General features: G+C 48.7%; 11 protein-coding genes and 1 pseudogene. 4 read left to right on the plus strand and 8 right to left on the minus strand.

The window, feature by feature from the left end; all coding sequences use genetic code 11:
• The first annotated feature begins 21 nt into the window (after positions 1-21).
• Both NQ542_RS14230 and NQ542_RS14235 read left to right on the plus strand, forming a co-directional pair.
• Complete coding sequence (locus NQ542_RS14230; protein ID WP_005645161.1) at positions 22-2,817, plus strand: family 78 glycoside hydrolase catalytic domain; 2,796 nt, start codon at positions 22-24, stop codon at positions 2,815-2,817.
• An 11-nt stretch (positions 2,818-2,828) separates the two neighbouring features.
• Positions 2,829-3,074: a hypothetical protein gene (locus tag NQ542_RS14235; protein ID WP_227945695.1), complete on the plus strand. Its 246-nt coding sequence runs from the start codon at positions 2,829-2,831 to the stop codon at positions 3,072-3,074.
• Between the two features lie 380 nt (positions 3,075-3,454).
• On the opposite strand, the gene NQ542_RS14240 is transcribed toward NQ542_RS14235, so the two are convergent.
• The 3 genes from NQ542_RS14240 to tnpA all read right to left on the minus strand — a co-directional run bounded on the left by NQ542_RS14240 (position 3,455) and on the right by tnpA (position 5,929).
• Positions 3,455-5,128 (minus strand): IS66-like element ISBf10 family transposase, encoded by a 1,674-nt coding sequence (locus NQ542_RS14240; RefSeq protein ID WP_004312011.1) that lies wholly within the window; start codon positions 5,126-5,128, stop codon positions 3,455-3,457.
• 75 nt (positions 5,129-5,203) lie between these two features.
• Positions 5,204-5,569: an IS66 family insertion sequence element accessory protein TnpB gene (gene tnpB / locus NQ542_RS14245; RefSeq protein WP_004312010.1), complete on the minus strand. Its 366-nt coding sequence runs from the start codon at positions 5,567-5,569 to the stop codon at positions 5,204-5,206.
• 3 nt (positions 5,570-5,572) lie between these two features.
• A complete protein-coding gene (tnpA, locus tag NQ542_RS14250) occupies positions 5,573-5,929 on the minus strand; it encodes an IS66 family insertion sequence element accessory protein TnpA (RefSeq protein WP_004319780.1) in 357 nt (118 codons plus the stop codon).
• 80 nt (positions 5,930-6,009) lie between these two features.
• On the opposite strand from tnpA, the pseudogene NQ542_RS14255 reads away from it, so the two are divergent.
• Positions 6,010-7,206, plus strand: a pseudogene (locus tag NQ542_RS14255) (arabinose isomerase); the annotation flags it as partial.
• A 222-nt stretch (positions 7,207-7,428) separates the two neighbouring features.
• Here the strand turns inward: NQ542_RS14255 and mutS are convergent.
• A complete protein-coding gene (gene mutS, locus NQ542_RS14260) occupies positions 7,429-10,041 on the minus strand; it encodes a DNA mismatch repair protein MutS (protein WP_005639557.1) in 2,613 nt (870 codons plus the stop codon).
• A gap of 161 nt (positions 10,042-10,202) precedes the next feature.
• Here mutS and NQ542_RS14265 point away from each other — a divergent pair, with 161 nt between their 5' ends.
• Positions 10,203-11,654 (plus strand): arylsulfatase, encoded by a 1,452-nt coding sequence (locus NQ542_RS14265; RefSeq protein WP_005639561.1) that lies wholly within the window; start codon positions 10,203-10,205, stop codon positions 11,652-11,654.
• Positions 11,655-12,762: 1,108 nt separating this feature from the next.
• Here NQ542_RS14265 and NQ542_RS14270 read toward each other — a convergent pair.
• From NQ542_RS14270 to NQ542_RS14285, 4 genes are read right to left on the minus strand one after another with little or no spacing between them, the layout of a single operon-like run.
• Positions 12,763-13,476, minus strand: a complete 714-nt coding sequence (locus NQ542_RS14270; protein WP_005639576.1) for a carbon starvation CstA family protein — start codon at positions 13,474-13,476, stop codon at positions 12,763-12,765.
• 55 nt (positions 13,477-13,531) lie between these two features.
• Positions 13,532-18,370, minus strand: a complete 4,839-nt coding sequence (locus NQ542_RS14275; RefSeq protein ID WP_005639578.1) for an efflux RND transporter permease subunit — start codon at positions 18,368-18,370, stop codon at positions 13,532-13,534.
• Positions 18,367-21,474 (minus strand): efflux RND transporter permease subunit, encoded by a 3,108-nt coding sequence (locus NQ542_RS14280; RefSeq protein WP_005639580.1) that lies wholly within the window; start codon positions 21,472-21,474, stop codon positions 18,367-18,369. The genes NQ542_RS14275 and NQ542_RS14280 overlap by 4 nt, the downstream gene beginning before the upstream one ends.
• Complete coding sequence (locus NQ542_RS14285) at positions 21,471-22,529, minus strand: efflux RND transporter periplasmic adaptor subunit (RefSeq protein ID WP_005639582.1); 1,059 nt, start codon at positions 22,527-22,529, stop codon at positions 21,471-21,473. Before NQ542_RS14285 ends, NQ542_RS14280 begins: the two co-directional genes overlap by 4 nt.

Raw genomic sequence — 22,529 nt, forward strand, 5'->3', positions numbered from 1 at the left:
TTTTCAAAAAAGGACGGCAGCATGAAAAATAGACTTTTAAACATTTGTATCTTATGTATGGTTTTTCCTTTCTTTCTACAGGCAGCGGACACACATTCCGTTTATAACCTGCGATGCGAACAGGAAGAAAACCCGTTAGGAATCGAAACAGGACAACCTTGTTTCAGCTGGCAGATACAGGCACAACAACGGAACTTCGAACAATCGGCCTGGCAGATATTAGTGGCCGATTCTCCGGAAAAACTACAGGCCGGCAATGGAAATATCTGGGACAGCGGAAAAACGCTTTCTTCCGCCTCGATCCTTGTTCCTTTCAAAGGAAAAGAATTGAAAGCAGGACAGACCTACTACTGGAAAGTAAGGAGTTGGGATAAGGAGGACAGCCCTTCCCGCTGGAGCTGTATCCATACCTTCGGCATGGGGCTTCTTTCGGAAAAAGACTGGAGCAATGCCAAATGGATTGCACTGGAAAAAGACAGGAAAGACGAAATCGTCACGATAGGGCTGCACGGACTGGCCAACGTGGACCGGGAACTCAAAGGCAAAAAGATCGGTATGTACCGCCTCCCCCAATTCCGAAAAGAATTTACGGTTCAAAAACCGGTAAAACGAGCGACCGCCTATGTCTCCGGACTCGGACATTTCGATATGTTCCTGAATGGAGAGAAGGTGGGTAACAACTTTCTCGATCCGGGATGGACAAAATATGATAAATGTGCGCTGTATGTCACTTTCGATCTGTCCGGACAGCTAAAGCAAGGCGGAAACGCAATAGGCGTCATGTTGGGAAACGGCTTTTTCAATATCCCGCGGGAACGTTATTTCAAACTGCTTGCTTCATATGGCGCTCCGCGCCTCTTGATGAAAATACAAATCGAATATGCAGACGGCAGTACGCAGGACATCGTAACCGGTACAGACTGGAAAACAACCGAAAGCCCCGTTACCTACAGCAGTATTTACGGCGGTGAAGATTACGATGCCACGAAAGAACAGACCGGATGGATGCAACCCGGTTTCGACGACCGTACCTGGAACAAAGCCCTCGACACAGGCTGGAAAACCCGGCTCCTCTCCCAACGCTCCGCACCGCTGACCGTACGTGACCGAATCCCCACCGTCCGTCTTTTCAAGACCCGGAAAGGACAATGGGTGTACGATTTGGGACAAAACTTTTCCGGCATCATACGGCTTTCCCTGCATTCAAAGGACACGCATCCGGTTAAGCTCTATCCGGCCGAACTGCTGAATCCGGACAGTACCGTAAACCAAAGCGCGTCCGGCGCTCCTTTCTGGTTCGGTTACACACCGAAAGGAAAAGGTATTGAAAGTTGGCAACCCCAGTTTACCTACTACGGTTTTCGTTACGTGCAGGTCGAAGGTGCTGTTCCCGCCGGACAACCCAATCCGGACGGACTACCTGAAATAACGGAAATTACCGGTCTTCATACTTGCTATTCGGCCGAAGATGTCGGCAGTTTCCATTGTTCCAAACCGTTGTTCAATCAGACATACGAACTGATCGACTGGGCGATCCGCAGCAATATGGCAAGCGTGCTGACCGACTGCCCGCATCGTGAGAAGTTGGGTTGGCTGGAAGAAGCGCACCTGATGCAATACTCCGTACAATACCGCTACAACCTGGCACGCCTGTACGAAAAGACATTCAACGATATGCGCTCCACACAAGCAGCCAACGGCATGATACCGACCATTGCTCCCGAACTAGTCGAATTCGAAGGAGGCTTCAAGGATACGCCGGAATGGGGAAGCACATTTGTCATCAGCCCTTGGTACATCTACCAATGGTATGGCGATACGCGCCCGATCGAAACCTATTATCCGGATATGCAACGCTACATCGACTACCTTTCCTCGAAAGCCGATAACCATATTATCGCCTACGGCTTGGGAGACTGGTTCGACATCGGTCCGGAAAGTCCGGGAGAATCGCAACTGACCTCCAATGGCGTAACGGCAACGGCTATCTACTATTACGACGTCACCCTGATGGAGAAAATGGCAAACCTTTTAGGGAAGCCGGACGATGCACGCAAGTACCAGGAACTGGCGGCCCGGATCAAACAAGCCTTCAACCGGACTTTCTGGAACCCGTCCACCCGTACCTACGACCGCAACAGCCAGGCGGCAAACGCCGTCGCACTCTACATGGGACTGACGACTCCGGAAAACAGGCAGCAGGTATTCGATAACCTGATAGCCGATATCCGCGGACGCAACAACGCCCTGACGGCAGGCGACGTCGGCTACCGCTATGTCTTGCGTGCCCTTGAAGCCGGTGGCGCTTCGGATGTCATTTACGATATGAACTGCAAGTACGACACACCGGGATACGGTTGGCAACTGGCACACGGAGCTACTGCTCTCACCGAATCCTGGCAGGCATACGGCTTCGTATCGAACAATCATTTTATGTTGGGTCATCTGATGGAATGGTTGTTCAGCGGCTTAGGAGGCATCCGTCAGAAAGAAGATTCCTTCGGGTTTAAGCATATTGTCATCAAACCCGAACCGGTCGGTGATGTCCGCGACGCACAGGTTTCCTACGAATCGCCTTACGGACAGATTGTTTCCGACTGGAAAGACAACGATAAAGAATTTATCATCCGAGTGGAAGTACCGGCAAACAGCAAAGCCTCCGTCTATCTCCCGTCTGCCGACACGAAACAAATAACCGAAAGCGGTGTACGATTGGAAGATGTCCCCGGAATCAGTTGCAAACAAGAAGGAAATCGGTATGTCGTAGCAACAACAGGTTCCGGTACTTATACTTTCAAAGTGAAGAAAAATAAATAATGAAGAATACCATGAATACAACAAAAAAGGAAGTTAAAGTCGGACTGATCGGAGTCGGATTGAACACCTATTGGAATCAATTCGAAGGGCTTCTCTCCCGATTGACGGATTACCAAAGAATGATAAAAGAACGTATGTCCGGCTTACAGGCAACCGTGATTGACGGGGGAATGGTAGACAGCCCGGAAAAGGCAGCCCAGACAGCAGAAGTTTTAAAAAGTGAAGACATAGAAATCCTCTTCATCTTTATTTCGTAAGTATTCGATAAACTCCCTCGTATATTGGGTAACGTATGTTCATAATGTCGTTTATTCATTTTATCGTTCTATGATTTATTGTTACATCAATTCAACCCAAAGATGTGCGGGTTCTATAGTAATTGATATTATCCCTACTAATGGAGCGGATAAAAGGAAGTTTTTCCCCTTTGCCCCTTATTTTCCTGTGACAAATGTGATAAAGCGATATTTTTATCCCTACTTTCCCGCCATAATTGGTATAAAAGGGTATTCTTTCCCTTATTTTCCCTATTTATCGGGGATAATGAAGATAAAAACGGCACTTTATTCCCTATTTTCCCGTCTTGATTGGCATAAAACGGTAGTTTTCCCGTGTTTAGGCGAGATTTACGAAGGTATCAGGAGTCTTTCTTGGGAGATTCCGGTGACGTAACGGATAATATCTTGCCCTTGGATAACAGATTGTCAGGTAACAATTCGGCCAGATCCATCGAGTAGTCATCGTCATAATCATGTATATGTTCAAGGAAGTAGATCAGCCACGTGCGGAAGTCAGCCCCGGCAGCCTTGCAGCAGCCGAAGAACGAGTAGAGCACCGCCGCATCTTCAGCGGCATCATTATTGCCACAGAACAGGTAATTACGTCTGCCGCACGCGACAGGCCGCACTTTATTTTCTATCTCGTTATTATCCGGTCTGTAACGACCGTCCAGATGGTACCTGGAGAGTTTGTCGAACCTTCCGTATGTATATTTTATGGCTTTTCCGATCGGACTGTCTTTCATTACTTTGGGATATTCATTGACCAGCCATTTCTCGAAGCGCACAAGTATGGGATATGCAAGACGTGCCCTAAGTTCAGCCCTCTGTTCGTAAGTCAGGCGTTCATCGTCAGCCTTACGCTCCACGTCATAAAGCAACTGTATCTGTGCGAGCGCATAGTCGGCACGCTGCATGTCATTCTTTCTTGCCTCCCAAAAATGTCTGCGTGCATGGGCCCAACAGCCAAGAAGGATAATACCTTTCTTGGCGTCCAGCATCTCGTACCTTTCGTATCCGTCCGTCTGTATGGCTCCCCGGAACTTGCCGAAGAGTTTCAGCACCACCTTTCCACTTCGGGAACCCTTGTCATAGTAAAAGAACTGACGTCCGGTCATGACACTGCGCACAAGCCAGATATAACCTTTGACCGTCTTGTGTCTCTCGTCATTCATCACGGGGATTGTCGTTTCATCCGACTGTATGTAGTCAGTCTGCATCACCAGCTCCCATAATCGGAAGTAAAGGGGCCTTAGCAAATCCGCCACATCCTTGAACCAGTCGTTGACCGTTGACGCGGGGAGATGTACCCCCACACGTTTGAACTGTTCCAGTTGCCTGTGGAACGGTATGTGATCCACATATTTCCCTATCATCATGTCTGCCAGCAATGAGGCAGAGGCATAGCTCTTTGCTATTGGCATGACGGGAAGCGGGCCGGTCTTGAACTCGTTTGTACCCTTCCGTTTGGCTGTATGGCGCACTATCCTGCGGATATAGAACTTCTCGGGCTCGTGCATAAGGATCTCGGTCACTTCCTCTCCGGGAAGGAGCGTCCACTCTTCCGGATTATACCCTTCGGGATATATATGGACCACCTCACGCTCAAGATTCTCCGGAAGGGATTTTCTCGCAGGATGCTGCTTCCCCGCTTTTTTACGGGCGATGATCGCTTCTCTGGTAGCCTTCAACTCCTTTTCTGCTTCTTCTGCGGCTTCAGCCTCCTGGGGAAGCATGTCAAAGCCTTCAAAATCCAGCCAGCGGTCCTGGGCGTCAGGCTTTATGAACTTTTCCGCCTTCTTACCGTACAACTGCCGTTCAAGATAGGATACACGTTGCTCCAGACTGTTGATTTTTGCTTCCTTTTGGGCGATTATGGCATCCTTGTCAGACAATAAAGCCTCATACACCTCTTTGTCCGCAGCTTTAAGGGGCTGCGTGGACACCATCTCCTTCAACCGGCTGTTTTCTCTATACAGACAGTCGCATTTGTGCATGAGATCCTTTATCAGTAATTCCTTATCGGTTGGCATAATCGTTTAAATATGATGCTAAGATACTAAAAAACAGCCGGAATACGGCATTGTATATGTTATAATTTGTTACAACTACAACCCATGGAAACCACTCCTTTTATAACGCCTGACCTTGCTGCCGTCCATTCCTTGAACCATCATCACAAGGTCATTCCAGAAGGTTTCAATCGCTTTAATCCGACCTTCCTCCGTATTTATGACCGGCAGATGGAAGTGCCCATGTTCCAGCCTCATATGGTATATCACCAGACCACCATATTCCATATGGAGGATTTTCATACAGGTACAATTCGCATTGATAAAAATGAAAGCGTCACCGTCCCGTACATTCTTTCCCATCTGGTTGGTCACGATGCCGCTAAGCGTATAAAAACTCTTACGCATGTCTGTCGGATACGGGTAAAGATAATATCTGTTGGATTCATTCAAAGAAAACATAGGCTAACGGTTTGAATTCAAAAATATCAGGGTTTGCAATACCTCCGGTGACAAAGGGCTGTTCAAGCGGACTGTGACGCCATTGGGATAGGAGATCTCACATAGCGGCTGGGGAATTGGCGACGGGCTGACCGGAGGGGCAGACAGCAGGGATTTCTCCTTATGGGGAAGACTGACCTGGCCCTTACTGTTTACCTTTACCGGGATAAAGCCGCCTTTGCGCAACAGCTTGGAACGCCACTCGTAGAAACGTTTGGGACGAATACATTCATTCGAACAAAAATCCATAACTGACAGTCCGCTCGACTTGAAACGGGAATAAATAGATTCAAAATCTTCCATGGTCCATTGATGTGACATAACAATTGAGCTTTTTTACTTTGATTACAAAAGTAATATCACATTTTTAGAATGAAAGGGGGAGTTTATCGAATGCTTACTTTATTTCGACCTATGCCCTTTCCTCAACGATCCTTCCGATCGCCCAGCGCATCAAGATTCCGGTTATCCTGCTCAACATACAACCCGTAGCCGCCATAAATTACGATTATATCAACGGATTAGGCGACCGTGGAAAAATGACCGGCGAATGGCTGGCTCACTGCCAAGCCTGTTCCACTCCGGAATTTGCCTGCGTATTCAACCGTGCCGGCATCAAATACGACATCCTGACCGGTTACCTCGAAGAACCATACGTATGGAACGAAATCGAAAACTGGATCGATGCGGTAAGGGCCGTACAAGGGATGCGTAACAACCGGATGGGTATTCTCGGACACTATTATTGCGGTATGCTGGACGTTTACACCGACATTACCCGGCAATCCTTCACTTTCGGCACTCACATAGAGCTTCTCGAAATGTGCGAACTCAAAGCTTACCGGGATGCTGTAACGGAAGACGAACGAACAGCAAAACGTCTGGAATTTTCCATGAAGTTTGAAGTCGACCCGCATTGTGAAGAATACGAATTGGATCGTGCTGCCCGCACCTCTGTCGCACTCGATAAACTGGCCGAAGCCCACAACCTCAGTTCAATGGCCTACTACTACGAAGGTTGGAAAGGAAACGATTATGAAAATATCGTGACTTCCGTAATAGCCGGCAATACCCTACTTACAGGACGCGGCATCCCGGTAGCAGGCGAGTGCGAAGTAAAGAACGTACAAGCCATGAAGCTCCTTTCTCTTTTAGATGCCGGAGGTTCATTCTCTGAACCGTATGCCATAGACTTCAATGACGATGTTGTTTTATGGGGACATGACGGGCCGGCTCATTTCGCCATTGCCGAGGGAAAGGTCAGCCTCGTACCGCTACCCGTATATCACGGTAAACCGGGCAAAGGATTGTCCATTCAGATGCGCGTCAAACAGGGACCTGTCACTTTTCTTTCCGTATGTGAAAATAATGATGGCGTATTTTTACTTATCGCAGAGGGAGAATCGACCGACGGACCCACCCTGCACATAGGAAACACGAACAGCCGCTACAGGTTCAGTTGCGGAGCCCGCACCTTTATGAACCGATGGAGTAAGGCGGGTCCTTCACACCACTGTGCAATCGGTATCGGACATGTTGCGGATAAACTAAAAAAGATAGCTTTCCTGTTAGACATACCTGTTATCCAGGTTTGTTAAAAGACAAGAAAAAAAGAGAGAGGCTCTTTATCTATCACGATCTTTTAGACACGGATTTCACGGATAAATTATTTTACTTCCGTGTAATCCGTACTTAAATTATGGCTATCAGTATGCAGGATTTTGTTTCGACATACCTCTCAGATAAATACCCTATGCGACATAAGAGAGACCTTATCTTTTATGGTGAGGAGATCCCCAGATAAACACCAGTAGTCGTTTTTATTTCCCAGTAATAATCCTTCGTATCTCGCTCAGCTTATTCAGGGCTTCCAGAGGTGTCAGGTTGTTTACATCCAGATTCTTGATCTCATCCCGCACCTGGCTGAGTACCGGATCATCCAATTGGAAGAAGCTGAGCTGATAGCCGTCTGCCGATGAAGCGATTCCTTTTACAGGCTTGCTTTTGATACTGCCTTTGCGTTTTTCCGTGGCAATCCCCTCCTGACGGTTTTCCGTTTCCAACTGTTTCAGGATTTCGTTGGAACGCTTTACGATGCTTTTCGGCATACCCGCCATCTTGGCCACATGGATACCGAAACTGTGTTCACTGCCTCCGGGAACCAGTTTGCGCAAGAAGATCACTTTGTTATTGACCTCCTTCACCGAAACATTGTAGTTCTTGATACGCTTGAAAGAAGCCTCCATCTCGTTCAACTCATGATAATGCGTGGCAAACAATGTCTTCGCACGGGCATTGGGATGTTCGTGGATATATTCGACAATCGCCCAGGCAATAGAAATACCGTCGTATGTGCTTGTCCCGCGTCCCAATTCGTCAAACAGGACAAGACTGCGGGAAGACATGTTGTTGAGGATATCCGAAGCCTCGTTCATCTCCACCATGAAAGTGGATTCTCCGACCGAAATGTTATCCGAAGCTCCCACACGTGTAAATATCTTATCCACAATCCCGATACGAGCGCATTCGGCTGGGACGAAACAACCGATCTGCGCCATCAGCGTAATCAGAGCCGTCTGGCGAAGCAAAGCGGACTTACCGGCCATGTTCGGTCCGGTGATAATGATAATCTGCTGCTTTTCATCGTCCAGATAGACATCATTGGCAATGTAAGGTTCGCCGATAGGCAATTGTTTTTCAATCACCGGATGGCGGCCAGCCTTAATATCGATCACCTGCGAATCATTCACATCCGGACGGATATAACGGTTGCTTTCAGCCACCTTGGCAAATGAGAGCAGACAGTCCAGACGACCGATCAGGTTCGCATTCATCTGGATAGGCGGAATATATTCGGAAAGACAAAGCACCAGTTCGTTAAAGAGACGGGCTTCCAACGAAAGTATCTTCTCTTCCGCTCCCAATATCTTTTCTTCGTATTCTTTCAGTTCTTCGGTAATATAACGTTCGGCATTCACCAAAGTCTGTTTGCGTATCCATTCGGCAGGGACTTTGTCCTTGTAGGCGTTACGCACTTCGATATAATACCCGAAAACATTGTTGAAACCGATTTTAAGGCTCGATATGCCTGTCAGATCTATTTCCCGTGCTTGTACCTTCAAAAGATAATCTTTACCCGAATAAGCGATTGCACGCAACTCGTCAAGCTCGGCGTTCACGCCTGTCGCAATCACGCCGCCCCGGTTCAGCAAAGAAGGCGGATCGTTGTTGATCTCTTTTTCTATCCGGTCACGGATCAGGGCACAGGCATTCAACTGTTCGCCGATACGGCAAAGGCTCGGCTCATCGCTTGCCGTACAAGCCTCCTTGATCGGCTCGATGGCACGAAGGGCGACTTTCAACTGTACCACTTCGCGGGGAGAGACGCGACCGACCGCTACTTTGGAAATAATACGTTCCAGATCACCGATCTGTTCCAGCTTCTCTTCCAGCAGTTCTTTCACTTCGGGATGGCGGAAAAAATATTCCACTACGTCCTGGCGCTCATGGATCGGTTTCACATCCTTCAAAGGGAACAATATCCAACGGCGCAACATACGCGATCCCATCGGGGAAACGGTCTTGTCCAGCACATCCAGCAAGCTCGTCCCCTCCTCGTTCATCGTGCTGACCAGCTCCAAGCTGCGCACCGTAAACTTATCGAGGCGCACATAGCGATCTTCTTCGATACGGGAAAGAGAGGTGATATGCGAAATATGGGTGTGTTGCGTCTGATCCAGATAATACAGGATGGCCCCCGAAGCTACGACTCCCAATTTCAAATGCTGGACACCGAAACCTTTCAGGTTCTTCGTTTCGAAATGTTTCAGAAGCCGGTCGTTGGCAGCTTCCGAAGTAAACACCCAGTCATCCAGTTCAAAAATAAAGAACCGAGGACCGAAAGCCTCTTCAAAACGTTTACGGCTACCCCGTTCGACCAATACTTCTTTCGGTGAAAAATTATTCAGCAGTTTATCCACATAATCAACGGTTCCTTCGGCTGTCAGGAACTCGCCGGTAGAGATATCGAGAAATGCAATTCCACAGACATCCTTACCAAAATGAATGGCAGCAAGGAAGTTGTTTTCCTTATGGTTGAGTATATTGTCATTGATAGAAACACCCGGAGTTACCAATTCGGTGATACCGCGTTTCACTAATTTCTTTGTGAGTTTCGGATCTTCCAGCTGGTCGCAGATAGCTACGCGCTTACCGGCACGCACCAGTTTGGGCAGATAGCTGTCCAATGCATGGTGAGGGAAACCGGCCATCTCGATCGTTTGCCCCGGTCCGTTCGCTTTTTTCGTCTGTACGATACCCAGTATTTCGGCTCCGGTCACAGCGTCTTCGCCATACATTTCGTAAAAGTCGCCTACACGGAATAACAGGATTGCATCAGGATGTTTTGCCTTTATATCGAAATACTGCTTCATTAAAGGTGTTTCCACTATCTTTGCCACTGTTCTTTTCTTTTTATCTGTTCGACTGTACAAAGGTACGATTTTTCATCTGTCAAAAAATTCACGGATTGCTTTTTCATTTATTCCTTAGAAAAAATATAACTTTGTAAGCATCCTAACAAAAAACATATATCATGAAACAGGCAATTCTAATTTCGACCGGCCTTTTGCTGACAACTCCTTTCATTCACGCAGAGAAGAATAAGGACAAGAAACCGAATGTCGTTTTTATCCTTGCAGACGATTTGGGTTATGGCGATCTAAGTTGTTACGGACAAGAAAAGTTCGAGACGCCCAACATCGATAAGTTGGCACAAAGCGGAATGCGCTTTACGCAGTGTTATTCGGGGACAACTGTCAGTGCCCCTTCCCGCTCTTGTCTGCTGACAGGCACGCACAGCGGACATACCCCTGTACGCGGTAATCTCGAACTTGATCCGGAAGGACAGTTCCCGCTTCCCGACGATGCCCGCACCATCTTCGAAGTAATGAAAGATGCAGGATATAAGACATCCGCTTTCGGCAAATGGGGACTGGGCTATATCGGTTCGACCGGCGATCCTAAAAATCAGGGTTGCGATACTTTCTACGGATATAATTGCCAATTGCTGGCACACAGTTATTACCCCGACCACCTCTGGGACAACGACAAACGAGTGGAACTCGAAGACAACAACCTGAATGTACAGTACGGAAAAGGGACTTACTCTCAAGATCTTATTCATGGAAAGGCACTAGAATATCTGGACAATATGAATCCGGACGAACCGTTCTTCATGTGGTATCCGACCATCATTCCGCATGCGGAGCTGATTGTTCCGGAAGACAGCATCATACAGAAATTTCGCGGTATGTACCCGGAAAAGCCTTACAAAGGAACCGAACCTGGCAGCCCGGCTTTCCGCAAGGGAGGTTACTGTTCGCAGTTCCATCCACATGCAACTTTCGCCGCTATGGTCTACCGTCTGGACGTCTATGTCGGGCAGATCATCCAAAAGTTAAAAGACAAAGGTTTATATGATAACACCATCATCATCTTTGCGAGCGATAACGGCCCTCATATGGAAGGGGGCGCCGATCCCGATTTCTTCAACAGCAACGGCATTTATCGCGGATATAAACGGGATCTGTACGAAGGCGGTATCCGTGTCCCGATGATCATTTCCTGGCCCGGACATGTCCAACCGAATACGGAAACCGACTTTATGTGCTCTTTCTGGGATGTATTACCGACCTTCGAAGAAATCATCCATCCGAAAGCCAAACAGAAGGAAATGGACGGCGTCAGCATGCTTCCCCTCCTGGAAAACCGGAAAGGACAGAAGGAACATGAATTCCTGTATTTCGAATTCCAGGAACTGAACGGTCGCCAAGCCGTACGCAAAGGACCGTGGAAATTGGTCCACATGAATATCCGCGGCGACAAGCCCTATTATGAACTGTATAACTTGGCGTCCGACCCGTCGGAACGGCACAATATATTGGACCAGTATCCTGAAAAAGTAGCAGAACTGAAAGATATCATGGTCCGTGAACACAGACCGGACCCGAACTGGCCGCTATTGAAAGAGGAAAAGGCGAAATAATAGGGAAAATTTATAGAAAAGGATGTCAAAATCCAAGACAACCGCATCAAAATTTTCCAAGGTTGTGATCTACATACGAAGTTTTCTGCAAATCTTCTATCACTCTATCACTACAAAAGTTTCAGATATTGATATTCAAGTGTTATAGCAGTGATACAGGATGTTTTCCTGTATCACTGCCTCTATCACTCCTAAAACAGGACATTTTATCATATGATTGGAAACCAACATATTGCTTTCTGTTACTTTTGAAAAAGCATATAAAATAATCGAATAAACAAATGTAAAAACGAATATAATAGGTATTAAATTGACAAAATACGGTTCTTCATTCCACAAAAGCCCTCTCTTTTTTTAGCAGAAACAAGCAGATAATTCCGTAAACACCCCCATGTTGCCATCCTTTACATCCGGGTGTAGGGAGCCGGTACATCCGGGTGTAAAAGGGTGTAACATGGGGGTGTCCGGCAACTAAAGTGCCTTGCCGGACAATAAAAACCACCCGGTTTCACCTATTTTATAGCCGTTTTTACACAAAATAATCGAATGATTTACAGGGATGGGAATCAAGTGTTTATTGTTTGTTTTATTTGTAATATACTAATATACAGATATGTATAAGCGGAATACCTGTTTCCCATCCAAGTTGCCAGTGATAGGGTTGTGATACCGTAGTGATAGAGAAAACGGGCATATATCACTAATCAAACAAGTTGAATATCAATTGGTAAAAAGGAATCAGTGATACAGTGACAGAGGAAATGGGAAATACTTGGTTCTTCGTCAATTTAGGGGCAATCTATTTGCCTGCATCTCTTTATTTATCGGCAATTCAAACATATGAAGGTATGTATAATTCCCTATTTTCAAAATAAGTCCGAACTCCTTTATTTCTCGGATTTTGACAATGAAATACTGCCCCGAAAGTGGCGAAGAACCCGAAAACTTTTATTAATAAGAAATTTCGTTCACATAGGCACGTTGGCCTTCCATATAGCTCACCCCAATCAAGTGCCCATCAAGGAAGAGAGCGATCTCCTCTATAACACATACCCTAAATCGTTCGTTATATGACGTAGACTATCAAAGGTTTCCACCGGGCTCGCAATCAAACAAACTTCTCCCTCTTTTGCAAGTTCAGAAGCCCGATCAGCATCCAGATGGTACTGGCGACCAGGAGGAAGATGCGACTTTTGATGATGATGCTTTCCCAGATGACCGGCAGGGAATTGCGGGGGATGGAGAAAGGATTGAGGAGGATATTCCAAAAAGAACGCTCAATAAGAGGCGTATTGCTGAAGATCAACAGGGCGATGCCGATGATAATCATCAAAACGGCAGTACCGTTACCACTGCGGGTAATGGTGGAAAACATGAAGGCGAGGTTCCCGAAAAAAAGGATCGGGAACATCAGCTGAGCCGACATCTCAAGAAGGTTGACAGGATAAAGCAAGAGCGTAGCCAACCAGGAAAAGACGATCAGGATCACGAAGATCGCCACGTAGATCATCAGTAGACGGACACCCCATACCTTATATTTATAGTCGGGGATGCCGAAAAGGATTTCCAGTATCCGGCTATCCTCATCGTTCTGGATACCAAAAACAGCAGGATAGAACACCAACAGGACACAGGGGAACATCAGGAGGTTGTAGACCACCCCTTCATTGACCTCCGATCGGCTCCAAGCAATCTGGAACATGAAATAGGCAAAGAACAGAAATGCCGCCAGGAGAAACCAGATGAATTTCCCTGCAAAGATAATCTTCAGGTTATATTTAACCAAGCGAGGCAAGAGATATATGAATTGTTTCAGTGTCATAATTATTTATGGTTTGAGATTTATGATTTACCATCGACGCATAAATCATAAATTTTTAAAGTTCTTTCAACAAGCAAAGATAAGCATCTTCCAAGTTCGGTTCCACTTGTACCGCTCCATCATACGGAGAGGTGGTCGAGAGGTAACGGACCCGGATACGGTCGTCTTTTTGGATATGGTTGACGATCCGGGACTTATCCAATGCCTGTTCAAATTCTGTCTTACCTATATCGAACTGCCAGACCTTTCCGGCCGCCATGCCGACCATATCAACCGGATCGCCAAAATACTTTAGGCTGCCTTTGTTGATCACGACCACCTGGCTACATGAACTGGATATGTCTTCGATGATATGAGTAGAGAAGATCACGATACGATCCTTGCTCAACTCCACCAACAGGTTTCGGAAACGGATGCGTTCGCGCGGGTCGAGTCCGGCAGTAGGTTCGTCTACCACTAAAATACGTGGCAGGTGCAACAGAATCAGAGCGATACCGATACGTTGTTTCATACCGCCGGAGAAAGAACCGATTTTCTCATCTTTACGGTCGAACATATGGACGGCGCGGAGGACATACTCCAACCGCTCACGGCGCAGCTCGGGATTGACGAGGCCCTTCAAGATCGCCTGATAATCGAGAAATTCCCAAGATGACATATTCTCGTATGTCCCGAACTCCTGTGGCAGGAAACCGATCAGGCTCTGCAGTTCCTCCCGGTAGACACGCGTATCCAGTCCGTTGATCCAGATACTGCCGTAGCTCTGTTCCAAAATGCCGCAGATGATACGCATCAGGGTGGACTTACCTGCTCCGTTCGGTCCCAAGAGGCCGAACATACCTGTACGGATCTCGAACGATACGCCTCGGAGTGCCTTGAACGGCTGCCGACGTTTCCCGATCAGCGGAATACTTTTCACCATACGGAACCACGAACGACGCAGCCCGGCGAAACGTCCTTTTACACGCTCGATATTGATTTCCTTCTCGTACAGATAGCCAGAAGTCACATAGATTGCTATGCAGAACGCCCACAACACCCCGATCGTCCCCACCAAGTTCGGATTATCCAATTTGTGGAACAGACCAAAAAGGATCAGTGGAGGAAGGCCCCAAAAGATGATCCGGTTAACGTATTTCACCGTCCGGCTTCCTGCAAACCGTCCATAGAGATATTCACGTACCTTGCGCCACAGGTAAAGCGTTGCGGCGTAGACTGCGAAAGAGAGAAGAAATATCCACAACCTGTTCCCGACAAAGAACCAGGTGAACCAGACACCGAAACCTAACAGGACGAACTGCCAGCCCAGTTCCATAAAGAATCCTCTTTCTCGCGTCTGAAGCGGGATCGCAGAAGCACCAGTGGTATCCACATAATCAGAGGAGGTATCAGGACTGATCTTTTGCGATCCCATGTCAGGCACGGGAACGGGACAGTCATCCGGCAATCCGGCAGGTATAAGGTAGTTTTTCTCCAAACCTAACCGTCGACGGATCAGCAGGCCACTCTTCCACTGGCGGCTGACACGTCCCGGCCAGTCGTATATCTTCACCAGGTTGCGGACGGATATATGGATGTCCGTCTCCGGATCGATCACCTTCGAACGGGCACGGCGGAGACTTGTCTGCATAAAATAGGTCACTCCCGGAATACCGGCCAACAACAACACCCCATAGACGGACTGCCACAGGAGGCCACCACCATAAAACCAGATACAGCCGGCTCCTGCCATAAAGAGCAAACCGTGCAGAACCCATACTTTCGCGGACAGCTCCTTGTACCATTGTAGCGTGTTTTCCAGTCCCATACAAACGGTAGGGATCAGGATCAGCGTCAACAATGCAGAGAAGGAAAGACCGCCGATCACAGTAATGGCAAACGGTGCACCGATCGCTCCGGCATACTCAGAGTTACCCATCGCCATCGGCAACATGGCTACGATCGTCGTGATGGAAGTAATTAGGATCGGGCGAATACGTGACAGCCCAGCCGTCATCAACGCCCTGTTGCGGCGATAACCTCGCCGGCGGAGAATGTTGGCATAATCGATCAGGATAATACCGTTGTTCACCACTACTCCCAGCAGGATCAGAAACCCGATCATCACGTTCGCATTGTTCAGCAGGCTGTTGCCCGTCAGCAACAACGCCAGCAGCGAACCGATCGCAGCCAGCGGGATGGAGAACAGCAGGACGAACGGCGTCACAAAGGACTCGAACACCGAAGCCAGGATCATAAAGATCAGGATAAAGGCAGCCAACAGCAGAAACTTGAAGTCGGCAAACATATCTTCCTCGTGAAACACTTCGACCGCCACGCCCGAAGGCAGGTTATAACCCGACACCAACTGGTCGATATCCGACCGGTAGCCTTCGAGGAGGTCTCTCGACTCTTCAACGTCGCGCGAGAAAGAATAGAACAACTCAATCTGCTTGTCCTGGTTCACACGGGTGACACGGGCACGCCCGCGGCCATAATTGACGGAGGCGATATCTTCCAGCCTGTGCAGGCTGCCGGAAGCGCTTGGTATATGCACTTCGCGCAGGTCGTCCACCGTCTTGTCCCGATTCTTGCCAGCCTCTTCCTCCTCTACCGTCCGGTTACGGATGATGATATCGTAGGTATCCTCCCCCACCTTGAAAGAAGTCCCGGACGAAATCTCCGGGTTCAGAGATGTGAGGCCGGAAGCTATGTTCTGGCGAGAGATATCGTAGGAGGTCAGCAGGATCGGGTCGAAACCGAGACGAATCTCCGGCTGCGGGCGACTGTAGGAGACACGGGTATTGCGGATGAACTCCTGTTCGTCGAGGTAATAGCGAAAATCCTCCGCCACCCGCTGCATAAGGTCAAAATCAGAGCCTTTGATCACAATGCGTTCGCGGTTCTCACCGATACCCAAAAGACGCATGAAGCTCCCCATGCCACCCATCATATCCCCGGAGCCGCCTCCCCCTCTGCCTCCACCGCTTCCGGCTTCAGAAAGTGATATTTCGGCGCCGTTGATGGTACGGAGGCGAGTTTGCACATCGGATTTAATGTCAGTGATGCTGCGCTTCCCGATCTGGCGGTAATCTTCTTTGAGAACAAGTGTCAGCTCGGCGTCCGTTTCCCGGATACGGCTGATCAGATCTTGTTTCTCCGGAAACCCGGCAAGGCGTTCCTCGATGACACGAACGACCTGGTCGGCATTCTCCAGCGTGCTGCCGGTCGGCATCGTCACATAGATGCTGAAACGGTCGCTCTCCACCTCTTTTCGGTCCTGGATATTCAGGGAGACAGAAAGGATCAAGCAAAGGAACAGCAGGATGACGGCCCCAAAGACCGTCACACCGGAATTCCTCATGCAGGTCTTCAACAACACCAGATAGATTTGTACCGGCCGCTGCGTGACAGATACTTTTTCATAAAAGACCGTGCCCCTATCCGGCTTCCTCAGTACCGTATAGGTAGCCATCGGAATGAAAAGGAGGGCGACAGCGAGAGAGATCAGGAGAGTCGAGATGATGGAAACGCCGATATGGTGTCCCATCAGCTTGATCAAAAAATTATCGGAAAAGACGAATGGAAGGAAGACCGTAACCGTTGTTAGGGTAGCGGCAAGGATGGAGCGCCAGACCTCGCGCGTACCTTGCGTCACGGAACGTTCGGGTGTATTGCCGGTAGATGAGATGCGGTAGATGTTCTCCAAGACTACCACACTGTTGTCCAGCAGCATACCAATCGCCAGCGCCATACCAACCAACGTAAGGCTATTGATCGTAATCCCTGCCCCGTAGAAGAAATTGAATGCCGTATAAACGGAAATCGGGATGGACAGAGCGATGAAGAACACCAACCGTAGGTTCTTCAGGAAAAGCCAGAGAATGACGACGGCAAGTAGACCACCCACGATCGCAAGGCGGATGATTTGGTCAATGTTATCCTCCATCGTCTCCGCTTGGTTATTCTCTACGACGATCGAGAGGTCGAGCGGGGCAAGCTGCTCGTTCAGACGGTCAATCACTCCGACCGTACGGTGAGAAAGCTGGATCAAGTTGGCCTGCGAGTCAGCAAGCAGGGAAACGGAAACGGCATCTTTGCCATTGACCCGACTGTAGCTTGTCTCCTCTTTCATGTCGAAGAAAACGGTGGCAACGTCTTTCAGCAACACGGGGCCAGAGGCAACGACGATGTTTTCGAGGTCGGAAACTTCGGTATAAGGAGAATTGACATGGACAAAGTATTTCCCGTCCGGCTCACTGGCATAGCCGACAAACGCCTTCTCTTGCGTATTCTGTGTTAAGAGGCTGCTAATAGCGGAAGGAGTCAAATTGAGGGCTTTGCAGGCATCAGGATCGAGTTGCACCTCTATGGCCTTCTCGCGACCACCATAGATATTGACGGAAGCGATGCCGTCAATGTTTTCCAGGTCGGGCCTTATCTCTTTCTCCACTAAGTTACGAACCCGGTCCGTACCACCCGATCCACGCACCTGGAGCGACATGAAGCCACCGGCAAGCATCGAAACATCGATCTTTTGTACCTGTATTGTAAAGCCTTCGGGAAGAGAAGAGGCGATTTCGTTAATCTTCTCCTGCAACTTCAGGGCAGTAATTTTGAAGTTGATATTTGACTTGAAGTCAATCTTGATGGAAGACTGGCGGCTATCGATCAGGGATTCGATTTGCTCTACTCCACCTATGGTTCCGATAGCCCCTTCGATAGGGATCACGACTTCCGACTCGACATACGACGGATCCATATCCTGTGCCGAGGTGACTTGTACAAACAGCATCGGAAGCTCCGCGTTAGGCAACAGTTCTACCGGCAACTGCTTGTACGACACGTAGCCTAATCCTGTCAAGGCTATGAACAGCATACAGATCGCAATCTTCCTATGTAGTAAAAAATTCATTTTTCCCTTTTCATTTTTTCAAATACATAATATACACACGGGATTACCATCAGACTCATGACGGTCGAAGTCACCAACCCACCGATCACTGCGATCGCCATAGGTGAACGAAGTGAAGCACCTTCGCCGAAGCCGAACGTCATCGGCAGGAGAGCTAGGATCGTCGTGAGCGTCGTCATTAGGATCGGGCGGATACGTTGCTGGCCGGATTCCACGATGGCATCCGTCAGCTCCATGCCGGATTGTTTCAACTGGTTGATACGGTCGACTAGGATAATCGAGTTGTTCACCGCAATACCGACCAACATCACGATGCCGATCACTCCCATCATATTGATCGTCGTCCCCGTCAGAAAGAACAGTAGAATCGCCCCTACCACCGCCAACGGGATCGTCAGCAAGATCGTGAAGGGATGCAACAGCGACTCAAACTGCGAAGCGAGTACCATATAGACTAGGATCACCGAAAGGGCCAAAGCAAACATCAGGCTGTTCATGGACTCCTGGCGCATCTCTTCCTCGCCGGTAACGGTAATCAAATAGTTGGCAGGCAAGTCAATATCTTTCACTGCAAAGCGTATTTCGTCCGCCACCTTGTCAAGCGAATAGCCAACATCGAGATTGGCCGTTACCTTGCTGATGCGGTTCTGTCCACGACGGAAGATTTCTTTCGGAGCCTGCGAACAGGTGATCGTTGCGATCTCCTGCAAGCGGAATTCTTTCTCACCGTTTCGTATGACCAGTCCACCGAGGTCGTGCAAGGTGATATCGGGAACCTTGATCAGGATATCCCGCATCTCTCCCCGGTACTCCATCTTGCCGGATTCGAGACCGCTGAGTTGTTGCTTCAACTGTTCGATAACGGTCGAGACGCTGACATTATGAATGCCGGCAACCGTGCGGTCGACGGAGATCGTTACCTCCGGGGCACCGTCTTCAACGGACGACTGGACATTGTAAAGTCCCGGCAGACCGGTGATCCGTCCTTTTACTTCTTCCGTGATAGACGCTATTTCGTCCAGTTCCTCTCCTTTTACCTCGACCACGATGGGGGCTCCTTCGCTTCCCAAAAGGGAGCTGAGGGAGTTCTCTTCCTGCTTCAGGGTGACCTCTAACCCTTCGGTATCTTCGGTAGCCTGTACGAACTGCGCCATCACCTCTTCGGGCGGAACGGGGCAGGAAGGCGAAAGGATCACTTTCATGACAGCCGTATTCTCCCCTTCGAATATATCATTCTCCGAACCGCTACCCGATCCGACATGGCTGTAGATCGTACACAGGGAGTCTTGCGAGATGGTGTGCATCAAATCCTCCAGGTTACCGACAGCCGAAGCGGTACGCTCCAACGGAGTCCCTTCCGGCAACTTGATAACGGCAGAGAACGCCTTGCTCCCGGCTCTCGGCATAAACTCCGTACCGATAAAGGGAACCAACAACCCCGCTATCACCAGCAACATCAAAGCGCAGCCGATCACCACCCAACGGCGGCGGAGCAGCGTGCGCAACAAGGGGCTGTAACCGGTAATCCGGATGCCGTTTCCCCCCCGTGTACCACCACCAGCACCACGATCCTGCCATCCGGTAATCCGGTCATACAACATCGGGATCACCAAGATCGCCACAAACAACGACGATACCAGCGAGAACGTCACCGTCCAGGCCTGATCTTTAAACAGTTCTCCAGAAGCGCCATGTAGATAGACAATCGGCAGAAAGACGACGATCGTCGTCAACGTCGAGGCAATGACCGCACCGGCCACTTCGGAGGTTCCCGCTATGGCAGCTTCACGTATCGTCATCCCTTTCTCCTGATTACGGAAAATACTTTCGATCACTACGATCGCATTATCCACCAACATACCGGCTCCGAGCGCCAATCCACCAAGCGTCATGATATTGAGGGTAAGATGATTAAAGAACATCAAGTTGAAAGTTGCGACAATGGAAATCGGGATAGCCAAGCTGACAATCAACGTCGTCCCCAAACGACGAAGGAAGACGAACAAGATCACCACCGCAAGGATAATCCCTAAAACGGCACTGCTCTTCACCTCTCCTATTGCATTCTTGATAAAGGTACCCTGATTCGTGATCACCTGAAAACGATAGCCGGGCAACGCCTGCTCAATAACCGCCAACCGGCGGATCACACCATCGACAACCTTCACCGTATTGAAACGCATTTCCTTGTAAACAGACAATCCGATACTGCGCTTGCCATTGATGCGGACAATATTTTCCGGACGATCATTCTCGAAGCTGACAGTAGCGACTTCACGTAGGAATATCGGAGCTTTGTCCATAGACGATGTGGAAACCGCACCGGAAGTCCCCGAAGCCGTAGCCTCAGCCGCAACCGGCTTATAACCGACAATCAGATTCTCAAAATCACTCTCCGTCGCAAACAAGCTCGAACTCTTGACCAAGTATTGCAGCCCCAACTCGCTGACACGACCGCCGGAAACGCTTTGGTTATTCGCCTCTATCTTGGAAGACAAATCATTTATCGTCAATTTAAAGGCATCCAGCTTATAAGGGTCCGTACGGATCATTAGCGTACTAACCTCATCGCCCGACAACGTAACATCCGCAACCCCTTCCAGACTGATCAACTCGTTACGAATATAGCTCTCCGCCACCTTCCGAAGCTCCGCCATATCGGTAATGCTACGGTGCGAAAGTCCAATCAGAACGACAGGAGACTGATTCGGATCATGCTGCGTGATCTTGAGTTCGGTGATATCTTTATTTTGGGCAAAAGGGTTCATAGCTTTCTGCAAGTCAAGAAAGGCCTCATCCATATCTTTCTTCCAAGTGTACTCGACCGTAATGCGGGCGGAACCGGCACGGATCACGGATGAAACCTGTATCACGTCACTCTGCCGAATCGCCATCGACTCCATGTTCTTGACAAACTGCTTCTCAATCTCCTCCGGCGGACGTTCGCCTGCCTTCAACTCGATAAAAAGACGGGGATTATTCAGGTCGGGCAACAGGTCAACCGCCAACTGGTCATAGGAAATCTTGCCCAACAGCAGGATCGCCAATACCAACATACAAATTGTGACCGGATTGCTTACCGCAAATTTGATAATACTTTTCATTTCTGAACTTTTACCTTTGCATTCTCTTTTAATGTCTCGAAACCTTTCACCACCAAATTATCGTTCTCTTTCAGCCCTTCCAGAATCTGGATGTTCTTGTCGTCTTCCAGTCCGGTCTTGAGTTCGCGAAGCAGGGCCGTGTTCTTCTCGACGATATAAACGTATTTGACACGGCGGTTGGACTGAATCACATCTTTCGGTATGATGATAGCACTGTCCGCCTTATTCACCACGATATCAGCTTTGACAAACATGCCGGGACGGAGTTTCAAACCGTCATTCTGTATCAGTATCTTCCCTTTGAAAGTACGGGTTTCGGAACTGATGGCAGGCGACAATTCGCTAATCACCCCTCGGATCGTATCTTTGGGCAACGTATAATGGGTGATATAGACCGGCTGATCCGCTTTCACATACCCGATAGCACTTTCCGGCAGATTGATATCCATGTACATACGAGCATAGTCCATGATACCGACTATCGGTTTCCCTTGTTCGATACGGACATCAGACGTATAATGGGGCAAATCCACGATCACACCGTCGAAAGGAGCTTTGACATTCATCTTCTCCAAATTGAGCTTACCGTTCTCGTAATCATAGCGGGCGTTTGTCACTTTTACCTCCGTATTACGCATTTCACTAAGCGTCACACCGCCTTTCTCATACAAGGCTTTCTGCTTCACTTGCTCCTGCTCGGCTATTTCAAGACTCAACTCTTTGGCATCGATAGCGATACCGTTTTCGTATTCCCGGTCTTCGAGGCGGACGATCAGTTGTCCTTTGGAGACGATATCTCCCAGTTTAAAGGGCTTGCCTGTACGGGGATTGGTTTGCAGTTTGTACAAGCCACTCATTTCGGAATTGAGCGTTACTCCATAGGTAGGCTGTGCCGTACCGGTCGTATTGACCAGCTTGCTGATAGAACCTTTCTTCAATTTCGTTACCGACACGGGTGTAGCAATATCGTTCTGTGTATTCTGTGGCTGATTATTACAACCTGCCGTCAACAGGACGAACAATAAGAGAGATGTGATTGTATATTTCATATTCAT

It is taken from the genome of Parabacteroides merdae ATCC 43184, from assembly GCF_025151215.1.
GTDB lineage: Bacteria > Bacteroidota > Bacteroidia > Bacteroidales > Tannerellaceae > Parabacteroides > Parabacteroides merdae.

Coding starts and splice junctions, on each gene's coding strand:
- NQ542_RS14230 (WP_005645161.1), top strand. CDS start 22: ATGAAAAATAGACTTTTAAACATTTGTATCTTATGTATGGTTTTTCCT.
- NQ542_RS14235 (WP_227945695.1), top strand. CDS start 2,829: ATGAATACAACAAAAAAGGAAGTTAAAGTCGGACTGATCGGAGTCGGA.
- NQ542_RS14240 (WP_004312011.1), bottom strand. CDS start 5,128: ATGCCAACCGATAAGGAATTACTGATAAAGGATCTCATGCACAAATGC.
- tnpB (WP_004312010.1), bottom strand. CDS start 5,569: ATGTTTTCTTTGAATGAATCCAACAGATATTATCTTTACCCGTATCCG.
- tnpA (WP_004319780.1), bottom strand. CDS start 5,929: ATGTCACATCAATGGACCATGGAAGATTTTGAATCTATTTATTCCCGT.
- mutS (WP_005639557.1), bottom strand. CDS start 10,041: ATGAAGCAGTATTTCGATATAAAGGCAAAACATCCTGATGCAATCCTG.
- NQ542_RS14265 (WP_005639561.1), top strand. CDS start 10,203: ATGAAACAGGCAATTCTAATTTCGACCGGCCTTTTGCTGACAACTCCT.
- NQ542_RS14270 (WP_005639576.1), bottom strand. CDS start 13,476: ATGACACTGAAACAATTCATATATCTCTTGCCTCGCTTGGTTAAATAT.
- NQ542_RS14275 (WP_005639578.1), bottom strand. CDS start 18,370: ATGAATTTTTTACTACATAGGAAGATTGCGATCTGTATGCTGTTCATA.
- NQ542_RS14280 (WP_005639580.1), bottom strand. CDS start 21,474: ATGAAAAGTATTATCAAATTTGCGGTAAGCAATCCGGTCACAATTTGT.
- NQ542_RS14285 (WP_005639582.1), bottom strand. CDS start 22,529: ATGAATATGAAATATACAATCACATCTCTCTTATTGTTCGTCCTGTTG.